At 74.0% G+C, this 22,544-nt stretch carries 18 protein-coding genes and 1 pseudogene; 9 read left to right on the top strand and 10 right to left on the bottom strand.

Annotated features, from left to right (window positions below):
- Positions 1-44: 44 nt before the first annotated feature.
- From ABLM29_RS09795 to ABLM29_RS09760, 8 genes are all read left to right on the top strand, one after another.
- On the top strand, positions 45-290 hold the full coding sequence (locus ABLM29_RS09795; protein WP_349713912.1) for a DUF4242 domain-containing protein: 246 nt from the start codon (positions 45-47) through the stop codon (positions 288-290).
- A gap of 7 nt (positions 291-297) precedes the next feature.
- Positions 298-3,390, top strand: coding sequence for an AAA family ATPase (locus ABLM29_RS09790; RefSeq protein WP_349713911.1), 3,093 nt, complete (start codon positions 298-300; stop codon positions 3,388-3,390).
- Between the two features lie 229 nt (positions 3,391-3,619).
- Complete coding sequence (locus ABLM29_RS09785; RefSeq protein ID WP_349713910.1) at positions 3,620-4,621, top strand: DUF2278 family protein; 1,002 nt, start codon at positions 3,620-3,622, stop codon at positions 4,619-4,621.
- A 144-nt stretch (positions 4,622-4,765) separates the two neighbouring features.
- Positions 4,766-5,371 carry an OsmC family protein gene (locus ABLM29_RS09780; RefSeq protein WP_349713909.1) on the top strand — a complete coding sequence of 202 codons (606 nt, stop codon included), beginning with the start codon at positions 4,766-4,768 and terminating at the stop codon, positions 5,369-5,371.
- Between the two features lie 32 nt (positions 5,372-5,403).
- The gene (locus ABLM29_RS09775) at positions 5,404-6,132 is read left to right on the top strand and encodes a PIG-L deacetylase family protein (protein ID WP_349713908.1); all 729 of its coding nucleotides are present in this window, start codon (positions 5,404-5,406) and stop codon (positions 6,130-6,132) included.
- On the top strand, positions 6,129-6,890 hold the full coding sequence (locus ABLM29_RS09770) for an AzlC family ABC transporter permease (RefSeq protein ID WP_349713907.1): 762 nt from the start codon (positions 6,129-6,131) through the stop codon (positions 6,888-6,890). The genes ABLM29_RS09775 and ABLM29_RS09770 overlap by 4 nt, the downstream gene beginning before the upstream one ends.
- Entirely contained in the window at positions 6,887-7,204 is a 318-nt protein-coding gene (locus ABLM29_RS09765) for an AzlD domain-containing protein (RefSeq protein ID WP_349713906.1), read from the top strand. Before ABLM29_RS09770 ends, ABLM29_RS09765 begins: the two co-directional genes overlap by 4 nt.
- Before the next feature lie 239 nt (positions 7,205-7,443).
- Positions 7,444-7,647, top strand: a complete 204-nt coding sequence (locus ABLM29_RS09760) for a cold-shock protein (protein ID WP_349713905.1) — start codon at positions 7,444-7,446, stop codon at positions 7,645-7,647.
- A 78-nt stretch (positions 7,648-7,725) separates the two neighbouring features.
- On the opposite strand, the gene ABLM29_RS09755 is transcribed toward ABLM29_RS09760, so the two are convergent.
- The 9 genes from ABLM29_RS09755 to ABLM29_RS09715 all read right to left on the bottom strand — a co-directional run bounded on the left by ABLM29_RS09755 (position 7,726) and on the right by ABLM29_RS09715 (position 20,907).
- Positions 7,726-10,032, bottom strand: coding sequence for a heavy metal translocating P-type ATPase (locus ABLM29_RS09755; protein ID WP_349713904.1), 2,307 nt, complete (start codon positions 10,030-10,032; stop codon positions 7,726-7,728).
- 71 nt (positions 10,033-10,103) lie between these two features.
- On the bottom strand, positions 10,104-11,825 hold the full coding sequence (locus ABLM29_RS09750; RefSeq protein WP_349713903.1) for a thiamine pyrophosphate-binding protein: 1,722 nt from the start codon (positions 11,823-11,825) through the stop codon (positions 10,104-10,106).
- Positions 11,812-13,125: a patatin-like phospholipase family protein gene (locus tag ABLM29_RS09745; RefSeq protein ID WP_349713902.1), complete on the bottom strand. Its 1,314-nt coding sequence runs from the start codon at positions 13,123-13,125 to the stop codon at positions 11,812-11,814. The genes ABLM29_RS09750 and ABLM29_RS09745 overlap by 14 nt, the downstream gene beginning before the upstream one ends.
- Positions 13,122-14,534 carry a hypothetical protein gene (locus ABLM29_RS09740; protein WP_349713901.1) on the bottom strand — a complete coding sequence of 471 codons (1,413 nt, stop codon included), beginning with the start codon at positions 14,532-14,534 and terminating at the stop codon, positions 13,122-13,124. Before ABLM29_RS09740 ends, ABLM29_RS09745 begins: the two co-directional genes overlap by 4 nt.
- Positions 14,531-17,437: a peroxidase family protein gene (locus ABLM29_RS09735; protein ID WP_349713900.1), complete on the bottom strand. Its 2,907-nt coding sequence runs from the start codon at positions 17,435-17,437 to the stop codon at positions 14,531-14,533. Before ABLM29_RS09735 ends, ABLM29_RS09740 begins: the two co-directional genes overlap by 4 nt.
- Positions 17,434-19,140: a thiamine pyrophosphate-binding protein gene (locus ABLM29_RS09730; RefSeq protein ID WP_349713899.1), complete on the bottom strand. Its 1,707-nt coding sequence runs from the start codon at positions 19,138-19,140 to the stop codon at positions 17,434-17,436. Before ABLM29_RS09730 ends, ABLM29_RS09735 begins: the two co-directional genes overlap by 4 nt.
- Positions 19,141-19,278: 138 nt before the next feature.
- Positions 19,279-19,869, bottom strand: a complete 591-nt coding sequence (locus tag ABLM29_RS09725) for a helix-turn-helix transcriptional regulator (protein WP_349713898.1) — start codon at positions 19,867-19,869, stop codon at positions 19,279-19,281.
- 16 nt (positions 19,870-19,885) lie between these two features.
- Entirely contained in the window at positions 19,886-20,350 is a 465-nt protein-coding gene (locus ABLM29_RS09720; protein ID WP_349713897.1) for a DUF8821 family protein, read from the bottom strand.
- 8 nt (positions 20,351-20,358) lie between these two features.
- On the bottom strand, positions 20,359-20,907 hold the full coding sequence (locus ABLM29_RS09715; protein WP_349713896.1) for a DinB family protein: 549 nt from the start codon (positions 20,905-20,907) through the stop codon (positions 20,359-20,361).
- 212 nt (positions 20,908-21,119) lie between these two features.
- On the opposite strand from ABLM29_RS09715, the gene ABLM29_RS09710 reads away from it, so the two are divergent.
- Entirely contained in the window at positions 21,120-21,881 is a 762-nt protein-coding gene (locus ABLM29_RS09710) for a CPBP family intramembrane glutamic endopeptidase (RefSeq protein WP_349713895.1), read from the top strand.
- A gap of 543 nt (positions 21,882-22,424) precedes the next feature.
- Here the strand turns inward: ABLM29_RS09710 and ABLM29_RS09705 are convergent.
- A pseudogene (locus ABLM29_RS09705) lies at positions 22,425-22,544 on the bottom strand (cbb3-type cytochrome c oxidase subunit I); the annotation flags it as partial.

Here is a 22,544-nt window from a genome sequence, read left to right as displayed (position 1 = left end):
ACTGGTGTGGTTGTGGTGGGGCGCAGCGACCCAGGAGGCTTGACATGCCGGTATTCATGGTCGAGCGCGAGTTCGCCGAGGGACTCGACCTCGACGAGGAGACCGTTCGTCTGATCGACGAGTACAACCTCGAGCGTGAGATCAAGTGGCTCACCTCGTTCCTGTCCGCGGACAAGAAGAAGACCTACTGCCTCTACGAGGCCGACAACGTCGAGGTGCTGCGCCGCCACGCCGCCGACCTGGGGCTGCCCGCCGACACGATCATCCAGGTCGACGAGTTCGTCCGGTAAGCCCGCCGTGCCGCGGTACGGGTTCGGTGATTTCGTCCTCGACTCCGACACGGTCGAGGTGTCGGGCCCGGACGGCATCCGGGAGGTCGAGCCGCAGGTCTTCGGCGTCCTGCAGTACCTGGTCGAGCAGGGCGACCGCCTGGTCACCAAGGACGAGCTGCTCGAGAACGTCTGGGGCAACAAGTTCGTCTCCGAGTCCGCGCTGACCACCCGGATCAAGCAGGCCCGGCGGGCGGTCGACGACGACGGCGTGCGGCAGTGGGCGATCAAGACCGTGCACGGCCGCGGCTACCGGTTCGTCGCGCCGATCGAGGTCGCCGAGCCGGTGCCCGCCGCCCCGTCCGCGGAGCCCTCGCGGGTCCCGCCGGCGGCCCAGCCCGTCGCGGCGCGGGCGCGGGAGGACCACGCCCACCCGCCGACCGCCCTGCCCGACGAGCTGCGGATGGACGGCCGTCGGCCGTTCTGCGGCCGGCGCGAGGAGCTGGTGCGGGGCGCGGCGATCGTCGACGACCCGGACCCCGACGCCCCGATCGGGTGGGTGTGGATCCTGGGGGAGCCCGGCATGGGCAAGAGCCGACTTGCCGCCCAGCTCGCCGCCGGTGCCCACGCGCGCGGCCACCGTGTGGTCTTCGGCCGCAACAGCGAGGACCTGCGGGTGCCGTACCAGCCGTTCGTGGAGGTGCTGACGCAGCTGGTCGGCGACGCCGCGGGCGCTGACGCCGCCCACCTGCCGTCGCTGCCCGACCAGGTCGCCCACCTGCTCCCGTCCCTGGGCGGACCGGGACCGCGCGGCACCGGTGGCGCGACCGCGCACGTGGACGACGAGGGCCGCCGGTTCCAGCTCTTCGAGGCGCTCGCCGGCTGGCTGGCGCGCTGCGCCGAGGTGCGCCCGCTGGTGATCGTCGTCGACGACGTGCACTGGGCCTCGGAGTCCACGCTGCAGCTGCTGGCGCACCTGCAGCATCGGCACGGGCACGCCCGCGTGACGATGATCCTGACCGCGCGCGACACCGCCCCCGACGCCAGCGAGCGGGTCGCCGACCTGATGGCGACCGCGCAGGGCCGGCCCCGGACCGCGCTGCTGCACCTCGCCGGGCTGGACGAGGCCGACGCCGCGCAGCTCGTCGGCGACGACAGCCTGGACATGGCGGAGGTGATGCGGCAGACGGCCGGCAACCCGCTCTTCCTGCACGCGGTCGACCCGGTCTCCGGCTCCGCCCAGATCGAGGTCGCGGTCCGCCGCCGCCTCAACACCCTGCCCACCGAGGTGCAGGACACGCTGCGGATGATGTCGGTCCTGGGGCTGGAGTTCGAGCTCTCCGTGGCCGCCGCCGCCCACGGCCGCGACGAGCTCGACCTCCTCGACGAGCTGGAGGCCGCGACCGCGGCACGGCTGCTGGAGGACATCGGAGTCGAGCGGTTCCGCTTCACCCACGCGCTGGTCCGCTCCAGCCTGCGCGACCAGCTCAGCTCGGCCCGGCGCGCCCGGATGCACCGCCGGATCGCCGAGGCGCTGGCCCGGGTCTTCGGCGCCGACCCGCTGCGGCTCCCCGAGCTGGCCTACCACACCGCGGAGGCGGCCCGGTCCGATCCGGCGCTGCGCCCGGTCGCGGTCGAGCGGCTGATGCGCGCGGCCGAGGCCGCGTGCGAGCGGCTCTCCTTCCCCGAGGCGGCCGACCTGCTGCGCCAGGCGCGGGTGCTGGCCGTCGACGCCGACCCCCGCACGCAGGCCGACCTCGCGCTGGCGGCCGGCAACGCCGAGCACCGCGCGGGCCGGAACATGCCGGCCGCCCGGATCTTCGGCGAGGCGATCCTGCTGGCGCGCGACACCGACGACGTGACGACGCAGGTCGAGGCCGCCCTGCGCTACGAGGACGCCCGCTGGCGCCCGGGCCTGGCCGGCGAGCGGTCGCTGGAGTTCCTCGAGGAGGCCGCGGACCTGCTGGACGAGGCGGTCGCCGCGGGTGAGGAGGTCCCGACCGAGCCCGACCTGCGGGCGCGCCTGGCCGTCGGCCGGCTGCGCGCCCTGGCGATGTCGGGCCGTCCCGACGAGGCGGAGGCGGCGTTCGCGGGGGCGCTGCGGCTGGCCACCGAGATGGGGTCGCCCACCCTGGAGGCGAACGTGCTCGGGGTCTACCTCGGCCACGTGGTGCTGCACCGGGGCGTGGAGGAGGCGCGTCCCATGATCGAGCGGCTGGCCGAGCTGGAGCGCGACATCCTGGACGGCGACATCGCGCTGCACGCCCTGCACGACCGGATCATGTTCGGCACGCTGAGCGGCGACTTCGGTGCGGTCCGCCGGCTGGTCGCGACCATGGCCACGCTCCAGCGGCGCTACCGCTCGACCTTCTGGGAGCTGGTCCGAGCCAACCAGGAGGCGATGGAGGCCTTCTACCGCGGCGACCTGGTGGAGAGCGAGCGCCTCACCGAGCACTGCCTCACCCTCGCCGACCGACTGCCGGACGAGGACGGCAGCGGCACCTACGGGCTGCGGATGTTCCTGATCCGGCGTGAGCAGGACCGGCTGGCGATCCTGATGCCGATGATCCGCACCGTGCTGGCCCGCACCCGCGGCGACTCGCTGTGGACGCCCGGGCTGGCCTGGCTCCTCGCCGAGACGGGCGCTCCCGAGGACGCCGCGACCGTCCTCGCGGACCTGCGCGAGAGCGGCTTCGAGCTGCCCCGGGACGCGATGTGGTCGACGGTGATGGTCTTCCTGGTGGAGGCGGTCGTGCGGACGGGGGACCGCGACGCGTGCCGCGTGCTCCGCGAGCGCCTGGACCCGCTGGCGGGCAGCAACATCACCACCGGCTCGGGGCAGGTCTGCTTCGGGCGGGCGGACCGCTACCTCGGCATGCTCTCCCTGACGCTCGGCGAGCTGACCGTCGCCGAGCAGCAGCTGGGCGCCGCGCTGGAGGGGGACGCCGACGGCGGATCGGTGCTCTTCGCCAACGACAGCCGGCTGTGGCTCTCCCGGGTGCGCCGCGCCCAGGGCCACGGCGCCGAGGCGGACGCGATGCTCCGGGTGGTGGCGACGGAGGCCGAGTCGGCCGGGCTGGTGCGGCTGGCGCGGGTGGCGCGCGAGGGGCTCGCGGGCTGATCGCCACGGTCGTCGGGCGCGAGGCACTGCCGCCCCGCGATCCGGGGCGTAGATTGGCAGACGCTCCCCGTGACCGCCACAGGCCCGCGAGGGACCTGCCGTTGTGACAGCCCCCGACGCGGTCTCCCATCCGCCGACCGCCGCCGACCGAGACGAGCACGATCATGGTCGAGATGTCGACCGGGGGACCGCTGCCCCCCGGCGCGCGGGCGCACCCCGGGGGTGCGCCGTGCCGCTGAAGTCCTACGGCGTGCTGCGCGGGCGCCCCGTCGCGAAGGTCCGCGAGGGAGGGTCCGGAAGTCCGCACTACCAGGTCCACATGACGAGCGCCGGGGTCGAGTACCGGATCGCCGTCAACGTGCTCTCCCAGCAGGCGCCGTCCGAGCTGCTCTACCTGGCGATCGAGGACTTCCGCCACCCGCTGCTGGAGACGCTCCCGACCGAGGAGGGCTGGACGCCGCTGGGACGGGGCCCGGGGACGCCGAGCCTCGACTTCGTCCGCGGCAACATGTTCACGCCGACGGACATGCGTGCCCTGCCGCCGGACGTCGAGGGCCCGGACAACGACCTCGCCGACCGGCTGGACCACTTCGTGGAGCGCGCGATCGCCGACCCCGGAGCGACGATGCTCGCCTTCGGCGAGCGCTGGGGTCCCGAGGCCGGCAAGCCGGACAAGGTCTTCGGGTTCGAACCGGGCAACGGCGTGCACGACATCCACATGAACCAGGGCAACTCCGCTCGGTTCGCCGGCGACGACGGCGTCTGGCAGGACGGCGGGCTGCTGATCGGGCTCGCCGGTCCGGCACCGATCTGGGTCGCCATCTTCCTGGCGTTCCAGAGCCAGTCCTGGCACACCGACGACGTCACCGGGCACGCCATCACGCCGCCCGGGCCGTCGGTCGAGGGTGACCGTCGGGTGCGCATCGTCGGAGCGCTGGTCAACCCGGTGGGGCCCGCTCCGGAGGCCGAGGTCGTGACGCTGCTCAACGCGTCGCCCGCGCCGATCGACCTCACGGGCTGGGAGTTCGTCGACCGCCAGCAGAACCGCTGCGCCGCGCCCGCCACGAGCGTGCCCGCCGGGGCCACGCTCGCGTGTGCGCTGGCGCCGCCGGTCGCGCTGGGCAACCGCGGCGGCGCGCTCACGCTCCTGGACGCGACCGGCCTGAAGGTGGAGGGCATCTCCTACACCGGCGCCGACATCCGTGACGAGGGCTGGACGGTCGTCTTCTGAACGTGTCTGTCCCCGCTTGCTACGCGCCTCCTCCAGCGCCCCTCCACCTGATCTGCAGATCGTCTCCAAGGCTGCGACCGCCCGCTCCAGGAGTGTTGGGGTCACCGGCACCCCGACCGGGGAGCCCCAGACGAGGAGAACACCATGACCGCCATCCAGAGCACCGAGACCGACAGCCAGTACACCAGCGCCCGGCCCCAGCGCCCGGGGGAGACCAACGGCGTCCCCACCCAGAAGATGTTCGGCGCGATCGCCAAGTTCACCGACAACGCCGAGCTCGCCGCGTTCCGCTTCACGGCCCGCAACGCCTGGGTCGACGGCACCGCGAGCACCTCGAGCATCCACGAGTGGCACGGCATCGGCGCCGACCAGCAGCACGTCGAGGAGTTCCGGTTCACCAGCGACCACCCGACGCTGGGCCACGGCTACGGCCCGACCCCGCAGGAGTACGTGCTGCACGCCCTGGCCTCCTGCATCACCGCCGGCGTCGCGACCGGTGCCGCCGCCCGCGGCATCGCGCTGCACAGCGTCACCTCGACCGTGACCGGCGAGATCGACGTGCGCGGCGTCCTCGGCGTGGACCCCGACGTCCGCAAGGGCTTCAGCCGGATCGAGGTCGACTTCGACGTCCAGGCCGACGCCTCCCAGGACCAGATCGACGCCCTGATCGCCTCGGCCACCAAGTACTCCGCGGTGTTCGACATGCTGACCGGCCCGACGCAGGTCGTCGTCGGCCGCTCCGAGGCCTGAGCCGGGCTCCGCGCCCGAGAAGGAGCGATCCGATGACCCGCCACCACCACTCCGACCCGCCCCGCAGCCTCCTGGGCCTGTGGGCGCACCCCGACGACGAGTCGTACCTGTCGGCCGGCCTGATGCAGCGCACGCTGCGGGCCGGCGGCCGGGTCACCGTCGTCGCGCTCACCGACGGTGAGGCGGGCTTCGGGGAGGACGACCCGCGCGGCGTCGCGGAGCGTCGGGCGCTGCGGCGCGCCGAGCTCGGAGCGGCGATGGCGGCCATCGGGGTCACCGACATCCGGTTCCTCGGACACCCCGACGGCGGGCTCGCGGACGTGCCCGCCGTCGGGGTCCTGGACCGGCTGGTCGGGATCGCCCACGAGGTGCGGCCGGACGTGGTCGTCACGTTCGGTCCCGACGGGATCACCGGCCACGACGACCACGTGATCGCCGGGCGCCTCGCGGCCGAGGCGTGGCGCGCCTGGGGGAGCGGAGAGCTCTGGCAGGCCGCCAAGACCGATGCCTGGCTCGACGAGTGGCGCACCCTCCACGACGAGCTGGGGATCTGGATGACCGAGGAGCCCACCGGGGTCCCCGAGGACGAGATCGCCGCCGTGCTCGACCTGACCGCCGACGAGCTCGACCGCAAGCGCGCGGCCCTCGCCGGCCACGCCAGCCAGAGCGACGTCGTCGCCGCGGCGATGGGCGAACCCGTCTACCGGCGCTGGATCCGCCAGGAGACCTTCCGGCGCGCCGCCCTGGTCGGTGCGCCATGACCACCCTCGCCCTGGCCGAGGCCGACGCGGCCACGCCGCTCGCCGCCCCCGCCGGCGCGGTCCGCCAGGGGATCAAGGACGCCCTCCCGTTCAGCATCGCGCTGATCCCGTTCGGGCTCGCGCTCGGCACCGCCGGCGTCGCCAACGGGCTCTCGTTCGCGGAGGCGATGTTCGGCGCCGCGGCCCTGCTCGCCGGTGCCGCGCAGCTCGCCGTGATCGAGTCGATCGGCCGTGGCGAGGGCATCGTCGCCGCCGTCGTGATCACCGTCCTGATCAACCTGCGCTTCGTCTACTACGGCTCGGGCGTGGCGCGCTGGTTCGCCGGCGCCCCGCTGCCGAGCCGGCTGCTGCTGGCCTTCCCGCTGGTCGACCAGAACTTCCTGCTCAGCGAGCAGCGCTTCGCCGGGGGCGGCGACCTGCGCTGGCGCCAGCGCTACTACGTGGCCGTCACCGCGATGCTCGCCGGAGCCTTCCTCGTCAGCCAGGCGATCGCCTACCGGGTCGGCGCCGCGCTGCCGCCCGAGCTCGGGCTGCACCTGGCCGCACCGCTGGTCTTCGCCGGCATGCTGGCCCGCAGCCTGGACGGGGCACCGGCCCGCGGCGCCGCCGTGGTCGCCGCGCTCGGCATCCCGCTGTGCGCCGGCTGGCTCGGCCCGGCGACGCTGCCGGTGGCGGTGGTCCTCGGCGTCGGCTGCGGGCTCCTCATCGCCCGGCGGTCGGCCCGCGGGACCGGTGCGCAGGGGAGGCGGACCCGATGACCGTCCTGCTCACCTTCGCGCTGGCCGCGGCGGCCACCTACCTGCTCCGCGTGTGGATGACGGTGGCCGGCGGCCGGCTGGCCGACTCCGACCGGCTCGCCGCCCTCAGCGCCCTCGTCACGCCGGCCGTGCTCGCCGGCATGGTCGCCTCCGGCGTACTGCTCGTGCACGGGTCTCCCTCCGTCCCGCAGGTCGGCGCCGTGCTCGCCGTGGCCGCCGCGTTCGTCGTGGTGCGCCGCACCGGGAACGTCGGCATCGGGCTGGTCGCCGGGCTGCTAGTGAACGGCCTGGTGGTCCTGGTCGGGATCGGCTGAGCGGGGCCCGGGCCCGCGGTGGCGACACTCCGCGGAATCGGTGGGCAGCGATCCCCGTCACCCCGCTCCCGGGTGGTACCGTTGACGTCGTTGGACGGGGCTCCGGCTCCTGGCCGCCAGGATGGCGGCGCATCTCTTGAAGTTCTTGGTTTCGGTTTCGCTGGACATCGGACGTCACTGGGTGTCTCCGGCTGGCTGTGGGCAAAGTGTCCGCGCCGACGAGATTGAGGACAAAGATCATGGCTCAGGGAACCGTGAAGTGGTTCAACGCCGAGAAGGGCTTCGGCTTCATCGCTCAGGAGGACGGCGGCGCGGACGTGTTCGTCCACTACTCCGCCATCCAGTCGTCCGGCTACAAGTCGCTGGACGAGAACCAGAAGGTCGAGTTCGACGTCACCCAGGGCCCGAAGGGCCCGCAGGCGGAGAACGTTCGCCCGCTCTGATCGAGCTCCCGCCGCACGCGGCGGACACACCGTGCCCCGGACGCCTGGCGTCCGGGGCACGGTCGTCTCCCGGCCCCTTCAGCCTCGCCCGGCGGCGGGGGAGTCCGGCAGCAGGCTGAAGGCGGTCTCCTCCTCCTGCGCGTTGTGGAGGCGCAGCACGCCGTAGAGCCCGTAGAGGAGCCGGCGCAGCTCCACCACGTCCTCCGGCTGGGCGGCGTTCGTCCCGATGTCGTCGAGCAGCCGCCCGAGGCGACCGACCTGGTGCTCGATCTCGGCGTGGGTCCGGCTCAGCGCATAGGTCGCCGACGGGCCCAGCGCCCGGGCCACCAGCGGCACCAGGCTCTCCTCGTCGGCCCGCTCGTGGGCCAGCAGGTCGTCCCGGAGCCGGACCAGCAGGCGGCGGGCCGGCGCCAGGTCCGCGTCCCGCGTGCTGAGCGCGTCGGCGACCGTGCGGATCTCCTCCACCACCGCGAGGGAGGCCTCGTGCTCGGCGCGCAGCTCGCGCCCGATGGCCGCGTCGGCGGGCGACAGCGTCACGGTGTGCGAGCGTCCGGGCAGCACGGCCCGCAGCGCCAGGGCGATCGCCAGCAGGTCGATGCCCTCCTGGAGGACCGCGCCCGCCGCCGGCGCCAGCAGGCCGGCGGCGGCCACGACCATCGCGGCCAGCGACAGGCCCATGCCGATGCCGACCGCCTCCCGCGCGATGCGGCGCGAGCGCTGGGCGATCAGGATGGCGTCGGCGAGCGCGTCCACCCGGTCGACCGTCAGCACGACGTCGGCTGCCTCCGACGACGCGGTCGCCCCGCGGGCGGCGAGCGCCACGCCGACGTCGGCGGCGGCCAGCGCCGGAGCGTCGTTCACCCCGTCGCCGACCATCACCGTGGCGCCGGCGCCGCGCTCGGCCTCGATCACGGCGAGCTTGTCTGCGGGGTCGCACTCCGCGTGCACGGCGTCGACGCCGACGATCCGGCCGATGGTCGCGGCCGTGTCGGCCCGGTCCCCGGTGACCAGTACGACGCGCCGGATCCCCGCCTCGCGCAGGCCGTGGACCATCCGCGGGGCGTCGGGACGGATCACGTCCTCGAGCAGGAACGCGCCGGCGGGCTCGCCGTCGACCGCCGCGTACACGCTCAGCGCCCCCTCCAGCCCCGCGCGGCGGCGGGCGCGGCGGGCCCACTCCGGCCCGGGCTCGGGCACGATCCAGGAGCGTTTCCCGAGCGCGACGCGGCGGCCGGCGACCTCGCCGCCCAGCCCGTAGCCGTGGATCTCGGCCACCTCCTCGGGTAGCTCGAGGTCCAGCCCGCGCTCGGTCGCCGCGGTGACGATGGCGGAGGCGAGGACGTGCGGCGACATCTGGTCCAGCGACGCGGCGAGCCGCAGCAGGTCGTCGGCGCCCGGGCCCCCGGGGCCGGTGACCACGTCGACGAGGTGGGGGCGACCCCGGGTCAGCGTCCCGGTCTTGTCGAACAGGACGACCCGGGCGGCGGCGAGCCGCTCGAGCGCCCCGCCGCCCTTGATCACCACGCCCGCCCGCGTGGCGCGGGAGAGGCCGGAGATGTACGCGATCGGCGCGGCCAGCAGCAACGGGCAGGGGGTCGCGACGACCAGGACCGCGACCGCACGGACGGGGTCGCCCGCCACCGCCCAGGCACCGCCGGCCAGCGCCAGGGTGAGCGGGACGAAGAGGACCGCGAGCCGGTCGGCGAGGCGGACGAAGGGCGCCGAGGCCGCCTGCGCCTGCTCGACCAGCCGGACCAGGCCGGCGTAGGTCGAGTCGGCGGCCGCCGTGGTGGCGAGCAGGTCCAGCGGCGGCCCGGCGTTCACCACGCCGCTGCGGATCGCGTCGCCGGCCGGTCTCTCGACCGGGAGCGGCTCGCCGGTCAGCGCCGCCTCGTCGAGGGTGCCGGCGGTGAGGAGGCGGCCATCGACCGGCACCACCTCGCCGGTGCGCACCAGGAGCCGGTCGCCGACGCCGACGGCGTCCACGGGCACCTCCTCGACCGCGTCGCCGGCGCGTCGCCGGGCGGTCCGGGGGGACCTCTCCAGCAGCAGCCGCAGCTCGCGCCGGGCGCGGGCGTCGGCCCGCGCCTCCAGCAGCTGGCCGCTCGCCAGCATGACCGTGATGACCGCGCCGGCGAAGAACTCGCCGACCGCCAGCGCGCCGGCCAGCGCGAGCAGCGCGATCACGTCGACGGTCGGGCGGTGCTCGCGCAGCGCACCGACGGTCGTGGCCAGGGACGACACGAGGCCGACCGCGGCACCGCCCAGCCAGAGCGCGCCGGCCGCGCGGTCGCTCCCGACCGCCCAGAGGGCGCCGCCCGCACCGAGCAGGGCGATCGCGACCGCGAACACCGCGGTCGTCACCCGGTCCCGGACCCCGTCCACGTCTCCAGCGTGTCACCGCCGGGCCACGGGGACAGGGGTCTTTCGGTCCCCGGCCGGGCCCGGGTGCGCGCTCAGCCGCCGGGCGGGGAGAACCGGTCGACCAGCATCTCCCAGGCCCCGTGCAGCGGTCCCTTCGGCGAGGACGTGTAGTGGGGGAGCGCCCACCGCGTGATCCGGGCGTCGATCACCGAGGGGCGCGGCGAGGCCAGCGCGGCGGCGTACGCCTTCTCGAACTCCTCGATGGTCTCCACCCGGTAGCCGTCCGCGCCGCAGGCACGGGCGACGGCGGCGAAGTCGGGCGGGGCCAGGTCGACCAGGCCGGTGTGGCCGTAGGTGGCGAGCTGGTAGAGCCGGATCAGCTTCAGCTCGGCGTCGTCGAAGATCACCCAGACGACCGGCAGCTCGTTCTCCACGGCGGTCATCAGCTCGAGGCCGGACATGGCGAAGCAGCCGTCGCCGCAGCCGACCACGACCGCCCGCCCGGGCTGGGCCGCCTTGATCCCGATCGCCGCCGTCGTGTTGGCCGCCATCGGCCCGAACGCCCCGCACTTGTGGAAGGCCTGGCCGTCCTCCAGTGCGAGGTGGTAGCCGAGCCAGGCCAGGTGGGCGCCGGCGTCGGCCAGGATCACCCCGCCCGGGGGCAGGAGGCGGCCCATCGCCTCGGCCAGCCGCCCCGGGTGCACGTGGCGGGTGAGCCCGGCGAGCGGGCCGACGTCGCGGTCGGGGCCGGGATCGGCGGGCGCCGGCGGCGGTGGTGCGGGGAGGCGCTGCGAGAGCGCGTCGGTGAGCGCCGCGACCGCCGGGTCGGCGTCGGCGACCATGCCGACCGTGGCCGGGTACTGGCGCCCGATGTCCGCCGCGCTAATGTTGACCTGGAGCAGCTCCTTGTCCTCGAACAGGTCCTCGCGCAGGCCGAAGGTCGCGTGCTGGTTGAGCGAGTTGCCGATCGCGAGCACCACGTCGGCGTCGCGGAAGGCGCGCAGCGCATGGGCGTGGCCGCTCTCCGAGAACACGCCGCGGCACAGCGGGTGGCGCTCGGGGATGATGCCCTTGCCGTCCAGGGTGGTCACCAGCGGCAGCTGGAAGCGCTCGACGAAGCGCCGCACCGTGTCGTGCGCGTGGCTGCGGACGGCGCCGAAGCCGGCCAGCACCAGCACGCTCCGGCCCGCACCGATCGCCGCGGCGAGGCGGTCGGCCATGGCCGCGACGTCGCCGGGCGCGGGCTGCGGCGGGCGCGCCGAGAGGACCGGTGCGCGGTAGTCCGGCACCTCCACCGCCGGGTGCGCCAGCTGCTGGGCGACGGCGACGTGGACGGGCCCCGGCCGCCCCGAGAGCGCCACGTCGACGGCCTCCTCCAGCACGTCGATGGCCTCCTCGGGCCGCTGCACGACGTAGGAGCGCTTGGTGGTGGCGGCGAACAGCGCCTGGGAGTCGGGGGTGTCGCCGATCCCCGAGGTGTCGTTGATGCCGCCGCGTCCGGCGAACCGCTCGTCGACGTACCCGGTCAGGGCGAGCACCGGGTAGGAGTCGCTCATCGCCACCGCCAGCCCGGTGACCAGGTTGAACGCGCCGGGCCCGACCGTGGCGAAGCAGACCCCGAGCTCCCGCGTGAACATCGCGTACCCGCCGGCCATGTACGCCGCCCCGAGCTCGTGCCGGGTCAGGATCGGCCGGATCCGGCGCGACCGGGCGAGCGCGACGGTCAGTCCCGCGATGTTCTCGCCGTTGCCGCCGAACGCGGTCCGCACCCCGAGGTCCTCCAGGCCCCGGACGATCGCCTCATAGACCCGCATCGGTCGCCCCGTCGAGTCCGAGCTGCCAGGGGACCGCGTCCTCCGGTGTACCGGCCAGCAGGGCGGCCGCGTCCTCCCGCCCGCGTTCCATGGCGGCGGCCGCGAACTCGGGGTCGAAGTACAGGTAGCTCATCAGGTCGCCACGGCGGTCGCCGTCGCCGTCGAGGGCGTGGCCGAGCACCCGCATCGTCGGGTCGCGCAGGAACCGTCGGGTGTCCGCGACCACCCCCGCACGGCGCCCGAAGACCTCGCTCGCGACGTGGGCGAGGGTGCCGCGCTCCCGCGGGCAGACGGCCAGGAACGGGATCCTCCGGTACGTCGTGGCGGGGCCGTCCGCGCGGCCCGCCGCGGCGTCGACGAGGACGTTGGTGCGCGCGAGCGCGTGGACGTCCTCGACCATCCGGTCCACGAGGGCGGCGTCCATCACCCGCACCACGGTGTCGTCGACGTCCGGCGGCTCGCCCGGACCGGTGTGCGGCACCTCGGTCACCCGGTCGACCACCGGGTGCGTGGCCACCACGACGACGGCGTCGGCACCGAGCGCGATCGCCGGCTTGAGCGGCGCGTTCAGCCGGACGCCGCCGTCGAGGTACCAGTCCCCGTCGGCCTGCCCGTCGGCCCCCGCGTCGGCCGCCCCCTCCACCTGTCCCGCGTCCTCGGGCACCCACGTCGGCGGGAACGCCACCGGGATCGAGGCCGACGCGATCACGTGCGCCGCGCCGATCCGGGCCGCGCGGTAGTCGATCGGACGCTCGTCGTCGCTCGGCGGCAGGCGGTCGGCTCCCGCGCCCGCGACGAAGACGACGGTGCGGTTGTCGGTGCCGGAGGTGGCGACGACGGCCAGGGTCAGGTCGCCGTCGGCGTCGTCGAGGTTGCGGTGCAGCTGGTCCCAGTCCAGGGAGCGCTCGGCGAGCTCCATCAGCGGCGCGGTGTCGAGGAGGCCGGTCACGCGGGCGCCGGGGACGTGCAGCACCTGCCCGGTCCAGCGCACCAGCGTGCCGCCGCCGCTGCGCACCGGTGAGCGGAACACGTCGCGGGTCCGCATCCGGCCCCACAGCTCCAGCGCGAGGTCGGCCTGCCGGTCGGCCGGCAGGTGGGCGGAGGCGGCCAGCAGGGTGGCGTTGATGGCGCCGGCGCTGGTGCCGACGTACAGCGAGGGGACGACGCCCGCGGCGGCGAGCCGCGGCAGCACGACCGCCATCGCGCCGGCCTCGTAGCAGCCGCGGGCACCGGCACCGGCGAGCACGACGGCGACCCGGCGCGGGGTGGTCGGGGCCTGCGGGGCGGTCGTCGTGGTCATCCGCCGGAGCCGTGCCACACCTCGTCGTGGGCGCGGTGGGCCTCGGTCAGCCCGGTCCGGAAGTACTTCTCGTAGTAGGCGTCCTCCACGTGGTGGACCTGCAGCCAGGCGCCGGGCACGTGGATCGCCTCGGTGTGCGCGGGGAACCGGCCGTGGGTGTCGTAGATGTAGTTGCAGATGTCGCGCGCGCAGGCGATGACGTCGTCGGCGTAGTTGGAGGCCTCGTCGAGGTAGCGGGCGCCGAACTCCCCGTTGTAGATCCGGGCGAAGAGGGCCTGGTCCTCGTAGATGCCGCCCGGCCCGAACTTGCTCTCGATCAGGGCGTCCACGGCGTCGTCCATGGTCGGGTAGTTGGGCGGGCAGGAGGCCTTGATCAGCGGCTCGCCGAGGCGGCGCAGGCCGACGGCGTCGGCCCGGATGTTCGCGTAGGCCGGCAGCGGGATGCCCCACCGGATGATGTCGATCGGCTTCCACTTCGGGACCACGTAGTCGAAGCCCAGCATGGAGCCGTAGCGTCCGGAGAACTTCGGGTCGCCGAGCAGCACCGGCGGCGCGATGGTGGCGTGGATCCAGGCGCCCAGACCCATCGAGTCCGCGGTCAGCATCAGGTTCTGCAGCAGCAGGTCGGCCTCGATCTGGGTCCGCATCGCGCCGAGGTTGCCCAGCGGCAGCTTGAGCTTCTTGTTGAGGAAGCCGTTCTTGACCCACTTCTTGACGCCGGCCATCCGGTAGAAGTTGCGGTCGTCGACGATCGTCGGCCGCGCCCCCTCCGGCTGCGTGAGCAGGTACATGATCGCGTTGATGTACTGCCGCGACAGGTCCACGACCGGGCACAGGATGGTGGTGCCGGGCAGGTTCGAGAGGAACCGGTTGGAGTCGAGGTAGGCGGGGAAGTCCCGGTTGCCGTCCGGTACGTCGATGCGCCGGTCCAGCAGCTGCACCTTGGCCTGCTCGGCGCGGGCTAGCAGCGCCTCCGGGTCCAGCAGGCTGCCGCCGCTGTCGTCGGGCGGCAGCTTGCGCAGGTAGTAGGTGCCGGTGTCGTTGATCATCAGGAAGTGGGTGCCCTGCGCGTTGTCGGGGCTGCCCGCCGTCCGGCCCAGCATGGTCAGGTTCGGCTTGGCCATGATCGGCTCGTGGGTGCGCGGGTCGGTCAGCGGCCGGTCCGGCATCGTCAGGCCGGTGCACCCGGTGACCGCGATCAGCACCGCCTCCTCCAGCGGGGTGAGCGGGGTGCGCGGCTCGGTGGAGGTGTGGCTCAGCGAGCCGGCCTCGATCGAGGAGCCGCGGCTGACCCGGTGGGTGCGCCGGCGCCACAGCGCCTCGGCCAGCGGGCGGCGGGAGAAGGCGTCGAGCCCGGCGTGGCCGGCGGGCTCGGCGGGCTCGCCGCGGTGCTGCGCGTGCTCGGTCATCGCGCCGACACCCCCGCGCCGGTCGCGGTGCGCCACGGCGCGAAGGCGCTCCGCCCGCGTGGCAGGAGCGTCGCGGCCTCGGGGAAGTGGCGCAGGATGACGCTCGTCATCGTGTTCTGCGCGACCCAGTCCATGCCCACGGGGGAGTAGATCTCGGGGCGGAAGTCGACGGTGAGGAACCGGTCGCTCTGCAGCCGCCGCGACGCCATCAGGATGAAGATCCGGAAGGCGGTGTCGGAGAACCCGAACCCCGGCGGTGGCTCCTCGCCGAGCAGGCCGACGACCGTGTCCACCTCGTCGACGCTCCGGTAGAGCTCGCGCAGCGCCGCCACCGTGGCCGGGTCGGAGCTGAGCTCGTCGAAGTCGCGGATCGGCGGCTTGTGCAGCCCGGTGCGGAAGTCGTTGAAGCGCGGCACGCCGCGGCGCCGGGTCCGCACCAGGTCGATCACCGACAGGTCGATGATCTCGCCGTCGCGCTCCAGGTGGCACAGCGACCGCGGGAAGTTGTGCAGCGTGATCGCGCCGGGGTGCGCGGTGCCGAGGGAGTAGAGCACGTTGCCCAGGCCGTGGCGGCGCATCACGTCGTCGGCGTTGCGCGAGGAGATGTCGGCGAACGTCGCCGTCCCCAGCAGGCGGCCGTCGGTGTGGGCGCGGAACTCGTAGTCGTCCGGGATCAGCGGGTGCAGCCGGTAGACGGTGACGAAGTCCTCGGTCAGGGAGTACGGCGCCGTGTGGTGGTCGGGCGTGGTCTCCGGGATGCCGACCGAGGCGTGGGTGTCCATCAGCCAGATGCCGAGCTTGGTCAGCCAGTCGCCGCTCGGGGGTCCGTACCAGTTGGCGTTCAGCCCCAGGTCGATCGCCTCGGTGGCGAGGATCGCGGGGGTCCACTCGACGGTGTGGATCTTGGCGATCAGGGCCGCCACCACCAGCCGCGCGGTCTGGTAGACCCGCTCGTCGCTCCAGCCCCGGTAGTGCGCGCGCAGCTCGTCGCAGACCGCGTTGTGCTCCCGGGCGAAGAGCGTGTGCATGCTCGACAGGCCCAGCCACCACGACTCGTTGAAGCCGGTGATGTCCTGGCCGGAGACGTCCTGGGGCAGGTAGCCCTCGTCGGTGAGCCGGATCTTCGCGCCCTCCCGGACGGTCGCCATCCGCTCGGGGTCGGAGCCGTAGACCTCGGAGGCGTCCCACCAGTGCGAGGCGTCGTTGGCGAAGAGGCGCTGGCTGCCGTCGGGGGCGTCGGCGAGCGACTTGTTGCCGGCGATCCGCATCACGTTCTCGGGGTCCCCGCCGACGGTGTTGGTCCACTTCTGGCCGCCGGGCATCGGCACCTTCACGTCGTCGACGCCGAGGGGGTGCCGGGCGTGGTTGACCCAGTCGTGGACCTGGAACTGGATCCACGCCGCCGCCAGCAGGTTCAGCGACGCCGCCGGACGGAAGTGGTCGCGGACCAGCAGGCGTTGGCTGACCACCACCGGGTTGGGGTCGCCGAAGGTCTCGGGGCGGTAGTCGGCGGGCAGGTTCCGGCCGAACGCGGAGCCGATCGCGCCCATCGACGGCACCGACAGGTCGTTGAAGCTGCCGTCGGGGGTCCGCGCCCAGCGCACCTCCTCGGGCGGCGGCGCCGGGACCGGCCGGACGGTCGGTGGGATGTCGGCCGGGTCGGTGTCGATCAGGTTCCGCTCGCGCAGCACGTGCCGGAACGCCTCCAGGTTGAGCACCGAGGTGCGCACCGGCAGCAGGTACCACTCCCGGCGGCGGTTGACCACCGAGAACGCGGCCCGGGCGGCGGCGCCGGCGACCACGTTGCGGGTCGGCGTCTCGGTGAGCCAGCGGGTGCCGGAGCGGGCGGCCGCGCTGGCGTCGTACGCGGCCTTGCGCGCGCGGTTCAGGTTGCCGAGCGGGCGGAAGTCCTCGGTGGTGTTCCAGGGGTTGAACGCCAGCGGCTCGATCGCCTCGGCCCGCTGCTGCGCCTGCGGGGTGGTCAGGTCGGCCTGCCGCAGCACCAGGTCGGCGACGTGCTCGGCGGGGGCGGCCGCCTCGGTCCACGCCACGGCGGTGTCCTCGATCGGCGTGGACTCCGGGTCCTGGTAGCGCTGGACGCACAGCTCCATCCGCACCGGGCCGCCGGACAGGCGGCCGACCGCCTCGGTGGTCAGGTACGACGGGTCGTGGTCCGAGGGGTGCGAGGTGGCCGTCTCGGGCGCCGGCCGGACCAGGAACCGGACCGCGAGGCTGGGCCCCCAGCAGAACGCGCCTCGGGAGAAGTAGGTCTCGGTGAAGACGCTGCCGGGCTGGTGCTTGCGGGCGGTGAGGACGTTCTCCAGCATCCGCTTGGTCTCCCCGGCGCCGAACAGGCGCACCAGGCGGACCACCCCGGCGGCCCGGGCGGCGCCGGACCCGGCGGTGGCGTGCGCGAACTCCACGAACTGCCGGGCGTCGCGGGCGTGGGAGACCGGCCAGTTGGTGCCCAGCAGGTCGTGGGAGGTGTCCTCGTCGACCACGACCCGCATCGCCAGGCCCCGCAGGTCCTGTTCGAAGTCGGCCGCGCCGACGTTCCCGGCGTTCGAGAACCGGACGACGGTGCGGTAGGCGGCTCCGGGCTGTGCGAACCCGTGGCGCAGGTCCTCGGCGAGGTCGTCGCGGAACCGCAGCTCGGCGTCGTCGACGGCCAGGGTCGCCTTCGCGTGCAGCGTGCGGGCCAGCGCGTGCGGCACCCCCTGGGCCCCCGCCTTCTCCTGGGCGACCAGCTGGGCCGACATGATCCGGCGCGCCAGCTCCTCGAACTCCGCCCGCTCGGCGGCGGCGCTGCCGCCGGCGTACGTCTCGGACCACACCGGGTCGCGGGGCACGGCGGGTCCGCGCGTGCGGGGGCCGGTCGGGCCGGTGGGGGCGCTGTCCGTCACGAGCGGAACCTCTCCTCCAGGAGCTTGACGATCCCCGCGATGACGCCGTCGGGGGACGGGCTGTAGTGCGGGATCGCCCAGCGGGTGATCCGGGCGTCGATGACCGACGGTCGGCGGGAGACCAGGGCCTCCGCGAAGCAGGCCTCGAACTCCTCGAGCGTCTCGGCCGTGTAGCCGTCGGCGCCGCAGGCCTGGGCGTAGAGGGCGTAGTTCGGGTTCTCGAACTCGACCAGGCCGACCTGCTGGTACTCGGCGACCTGGTAGATCTTGATCAGCTTGAACTCGCGGTCGTCGAAGATCACCCAGATGATCGGCAGCTCGTGCTCGACCGCGGTCATCAGCTCGAACCCGGACATGTTGTAGCAGCCGTCGCCGCAGCCGACGACGACCGTGCGGTCGGGGTGGGCCATCTGCAGCCCGAGGGCGCCGTTGACGTGCCCGGCCATCGGCCCGAACTCGCCGGCCTTGCGGAAGTGCTGGCCGTCCTCGAGGTCCACGTAGTAGCCGAGCCAGGCCAGGTGCGCGCCGGCGTCGGCGAGCAGGAAGCCGCCCGGCGGCAGCATCCTCCCGATCGCCTGGGCCATCTCGCCGGGATGCAGGGAGTCGGTCAGGTGCAGGATGTGCCGCTTCTCCCAGTCCTGGCCGTCGACCTCGACGCGCTGGCGCGGGCCGACCACGGGGTCGAGCGCGGCGTACAGCGCGGCCATCGCGAGCCGGGCGTCGGCGACCAGGGCGTGGTCGGCGCGGTAGGCCTTGTCGATCTCGGTCTCGGAGATGTTGATGTGCACCAGCGCGGTGTCCTCGAACAGGGACTCGTCGTAGTTGAAGGTGGCGTGCTGGTTGAAGGCGTTGCCGACGGCAATCACGACGTCGGCCTCCCGGAACGCCTTCCACGCGCTGGCGTGCCCGCTGTCGCAGAAGACGCCGACGCACAGCGGGTGGTCCTCGCCGACGACGCCCTTGCCGTCGAGGGTGGTGACCAGCGGCACCTGGAACCGCTCGATGAAGCGGCGGACCTCGTCGCCGGCGCGGCTGCGGATCGCGCCGAACCCCGCCAGGAGGACCACCCTGCGGCCGCGCTCGAAGGCGTCGGCGAGGAACTCGGCGGTGGCGGCGAGCTTCGCCGGGTCGGGTGTCACCGGCACCCTCCGGAGCCGGACGTCGTGGTAGTTCTCGACCTCCTGGTCGCGCTCGGTCAGGTTGTTCGGGACGGTGATGTGCACCGGCCCGGGGCGGCCCTCGTAGGCGAGGTTGACCGCCTCCTCGAGGACGTCGCAGGTGTCCTCGATCCGGGTGATCATGAACGAACCCTTGGTGGTCGCCTCGAACATCTTCAGCGCGTCCGGGGTCCGGTTGAGCCCGGAGGTCTCGTTGAGCGACCCGCGCCCCCACCACTGGATCGGTGAGCAGCCGGAGACCGCGAGCACGGGATAGGAGTCCGACAGCGCCGCCGCCATGCCGGAGAAGAGGTTGAACGCGCCGGGCCCCGCGGTGGCGAAGCAGACGCCGAGCTTGTCGGTGTACATCGCGTAGCCGTTGGCGGCGAACGCCGCCGCCTGCTCGTTGCGGGTGATCACGCCGCGGATCCGCTCGGAGTCGTCGAGCGCGAGCATCATCCCGGTCGCGTTCTCGCCGGCACCCCCGAAGGCGGCCTCGACGCCGAGACCCTCGAGGCCCTTGACGATCGCCTCATACACCCGCACGAGCCACCCCCGATGGTCACCCGGTCCCGGTCCCCACGGGCGCGCCGGCGGCACGCCTTCCCCTGCCACACTCGCGCCGCGTCACCGGGTGGGCACATACGCGCTTGTGCGTACGCCGCGGGCCTGTCGGGGAGAGCGTCAGCGCAGTATGCCGAGCGCGCTCGCGCGGCGGGTGGCGAGCAGGCGGTCGTGCTCGCCGAGCTTCGCGTAGGCGTGCTCCAGGTGCTTGCTCACGGTGCGGTCGCTGATGCCGAGCCGCCGGCCGATCGCGGTCGCGGTCAGGCCCTGGGCGACCAGCGCCAGCACCTCGGTCTCCCGGTCGGTGAGCGGCTGCTCCAGGGGCTCGGGCGGGCGCAGCGCGAACGAGCGGTGGTACGCCGTGAGCACGGGCAGCAGCCACCCGGCGGACTCCGCCTCGTCGTCGGTGAACGCGGGCGTCTCGCGGCCGACGACCCAGGCGTGCGCGGCCGCGCGGGTCGACTCGACCACCAGGCTCAGCTGGTGGCGCCCCAGGACGCCGTCGCCGATCGGCTCCGTGACCCGGTCGACGTAGCCGGTGCTGGCGCGGACCACGGTGGCGACCCGGCGGGGTCGGTCGGTGGAGACCCAGTAGACCTCCTCGGCCGGGAGCACCCGGGCGATCTGGTCCCCGGCCGCCGCCAGGTAGTCGGTGAAGGTGCGGGCGCACCCCAGGGCACCGGCGATGGTCTGCAGCTCCTGGGGACTCATCCGACCTGACTCCGTCCTAGTACTCGCCCTTGATCACGAAGAAGGTGCCGCGGATGGTGCCGGCCAGCTTGGAGCGCTGGCGGGCGAACTTGAACCGGTCCGCGAGCTCGTCGGGGACCTCCATCCCGTCCGAGAGCTTGAAGCCGACGGCGCGCTTGCCGCCGTCGGCGAGGGTGTAGAGCACGTTGATCGCCAGGCCGGACTCGTAGAAGACGTGGGTCCAGCGGATCCCGTCGACCTCGACCTCGGAGGCCTCCAGCGGAGGGGAGGCGATCACGAGGTCGCGCTCCTCGGCCAGCACCCGCGCCACGTAGTCGACCAGGTCGGTCGCCTCGGCCGCCGGCTCGGTGGCGAAGACGTGGTCGTACTTGGTCTTGAAGTAGCGGGCCTCGTTCGCGCGGAGGCCGGCGAGGGCGTCGGCGACGGGCGAGGACTCCAGCCCGACGGTGGAGACGTCCTTGAAGTCGACGACATAGGTCATGCCACGGATCATCCCATCGTCTTCTGCCCGTCGAGCGCCTCCCGGATGATGTCCGCGTGGCCGGCGTGCTGGGCGGTCTCGGCGATGATGTGCAGCACGGTGCGGCGCGCGGTCCAGGTGGCGCCCGGCTCGAACCACGGAGCCTGGGGCAGCGGCCAGGCGAGGTCGAGGTCCGGGAGGGTGGCGACCAGCCGGTCGGTGGCGTCCGCCACCTCGGCGTACCGCTCCACCAGGCCGGCGAGCGTCTCGTCCTCGCCCATCCGGTGGCTGTCCATGAAGGCGACCACGGCGGGCGGCGGGTCGCTCCAGTCGATCGAGGAGAAGTCGATGCCCTCGCCGGGGCCCTCGGCGATGAAGTCGGCCCACTGCGCCTCGGTGGTCGCGACGTGCTTGACCAGCCCGCCGAGGGTGAGCTCGCTGACCGTGGTGCGGCGCCGGGCGTCGTCGTCGCCGATGCCGCGGACGGTGACGAGCAGGAGGTCGCGGTGCTTGCGCAGCGTGTCGACCAGGTCGGCGCGCTCGCCGGTGAGCTGCAGCGGAGGGGTCGTGGTGTCCATGCTCCGACGCTAGGCGGGTGCGCCGACAAGCGCGAGGGTCGCCGTGGCCCCGCCGGCGCGTGGCCTCCGTGGCGACCCCCGCGCGAACCGGGGGCGAAACCTGGGGAAACCGGGCCGGGTGCGGGCGGAACCGCTGCGGATCCGGGAGGTGCTGCGGGACGCTGGTCGTGGACCGAGGCTCAGCGGACGAGGACCAGCCAGAGGAGCGACGGATGAGCAGATCGGTGCTCGACCCCCCGGCGGTCGATCAGTACGGCTGGCGCCGGGTCCTCGGCGTCTGGGCCGCGGCCGCGCTGCCGATGGGGCTGCTCGCGTGGGTGGTCGCTCCGCTGCTGGCCGACCGGCTCGACGGGCCGTCGGCGCTGCCCCGGGCGCTGATCGTGGCGCTGACGGTCGGCCTGGCCTGGCAGATGGTGCTGGTGCTGCTCCTCGTCCACCGCGAGCGCGGCTCGGTGCGGTGGAGCGTCCTCCGGGCGGCGCTGTGGCTCGGGCCTCCCCGCAGCCCGCGGACGGGTCGGGTCGGCGGCCGGGTCTGGTGGATGGTGCTGCCGTTCCTGCTGCTGTCCGCGCTCGCCCAGGAGCTGCCGTCCCCGCCTGCCGTCGAGAGCCACGACCTCGGGTCGTTCCTCGGCTCCGACGCCGGCGGCGACCTGCTCGCGGGCAGCTGGGGCTGGTTCGCGCTGCTCGCGGTGATGCTGCTGCTCAACACCGTCTTCGGCGAGGAGCTGCTCTTCCGTGGCCTGCTGCTGCCCCGGATGCAGGCGGCCTTCGGCCGCGGCGACTGGGCGGTCAACGGCCTGCTGTTCGCGGCCTACCACCTGCACGCCCCGTGGGCGATGCCCGGTGCGCTGGTCGACATGATCACGCTCTCCTACGCGAGCCGGCGGTACCGGAGCGCGTGGATGGGGATCATCGTGCACTCCGCGCAGACCGTGGTGATCCTCGGGATCGCGCTGGCCGTCGTGCTCGGCTGACGGGGGCGCGCCGCGGGGCGGTGCCCGGTCGACGTCGGTGCCCGGGCGACGTATCAGGGACCGCGGCCGGACGCTCCTCCTGGCAAGCCCACCCCAGCGGTACCGAGGAGCAGTCCGATGCCCGAGATCTTCCCCTTCCTGAAGCGGCGGCACGTCCCGGAGCGACCCGGCGGGCGGGTGGTGGTGCTCGGCGACGGGCCGGCCGGCTGCGCGGCGGCGACCGCCGTCGTCGTGCGCGGCGGCTCCGCGGCGCTCATCGGCCGGGGCTGGATCCCTCCGCGCGGCTCGCTGGAGATCCTCGACGCGGGCGCCACCGCCGCGCTGCGCGCTCTCGGCTGGTACGACGCCGTGGTCGGTCTGGCCGCGCCGTGCCGCGTCGGCTGGGTCGTGGACCGTGCCTGGCTGGACCCGCTGCTGCGGGGACTCGCCGCGGAGGCCGGCGTCCGCATGATCCGGCCGCTGGAGACGGGCGCGGGCGGCGTCGAGACCGAGCTGGTGGTCGGCGTGCTGGCCACCGGCCCGGAGACGCCCGGCCCCCGCCGCGACCTCGGCCCGGAACATGGTCATGCCGGGGGCACGCATGCAGATGATGGTGGTGATGAAGTTGACCGCACCGAGGATGGTGCCCAGACCACCCATCCACAGACCCATGATCCACAGGTC

The sequence above is a fragment of the Nocardioides sp. YIM 152588 genome (genome assembly GCF_040191335.1).
GTDB lineage: Bacteria > Actinomycetota > Actinomycetes > Propionibacteriales > Nocardioidaceae > Nocardioides.
Note: the sequence above shows the minus strand (reverse complement) of the source record. Positions and strands in the feature narration are given on the sequence as shown.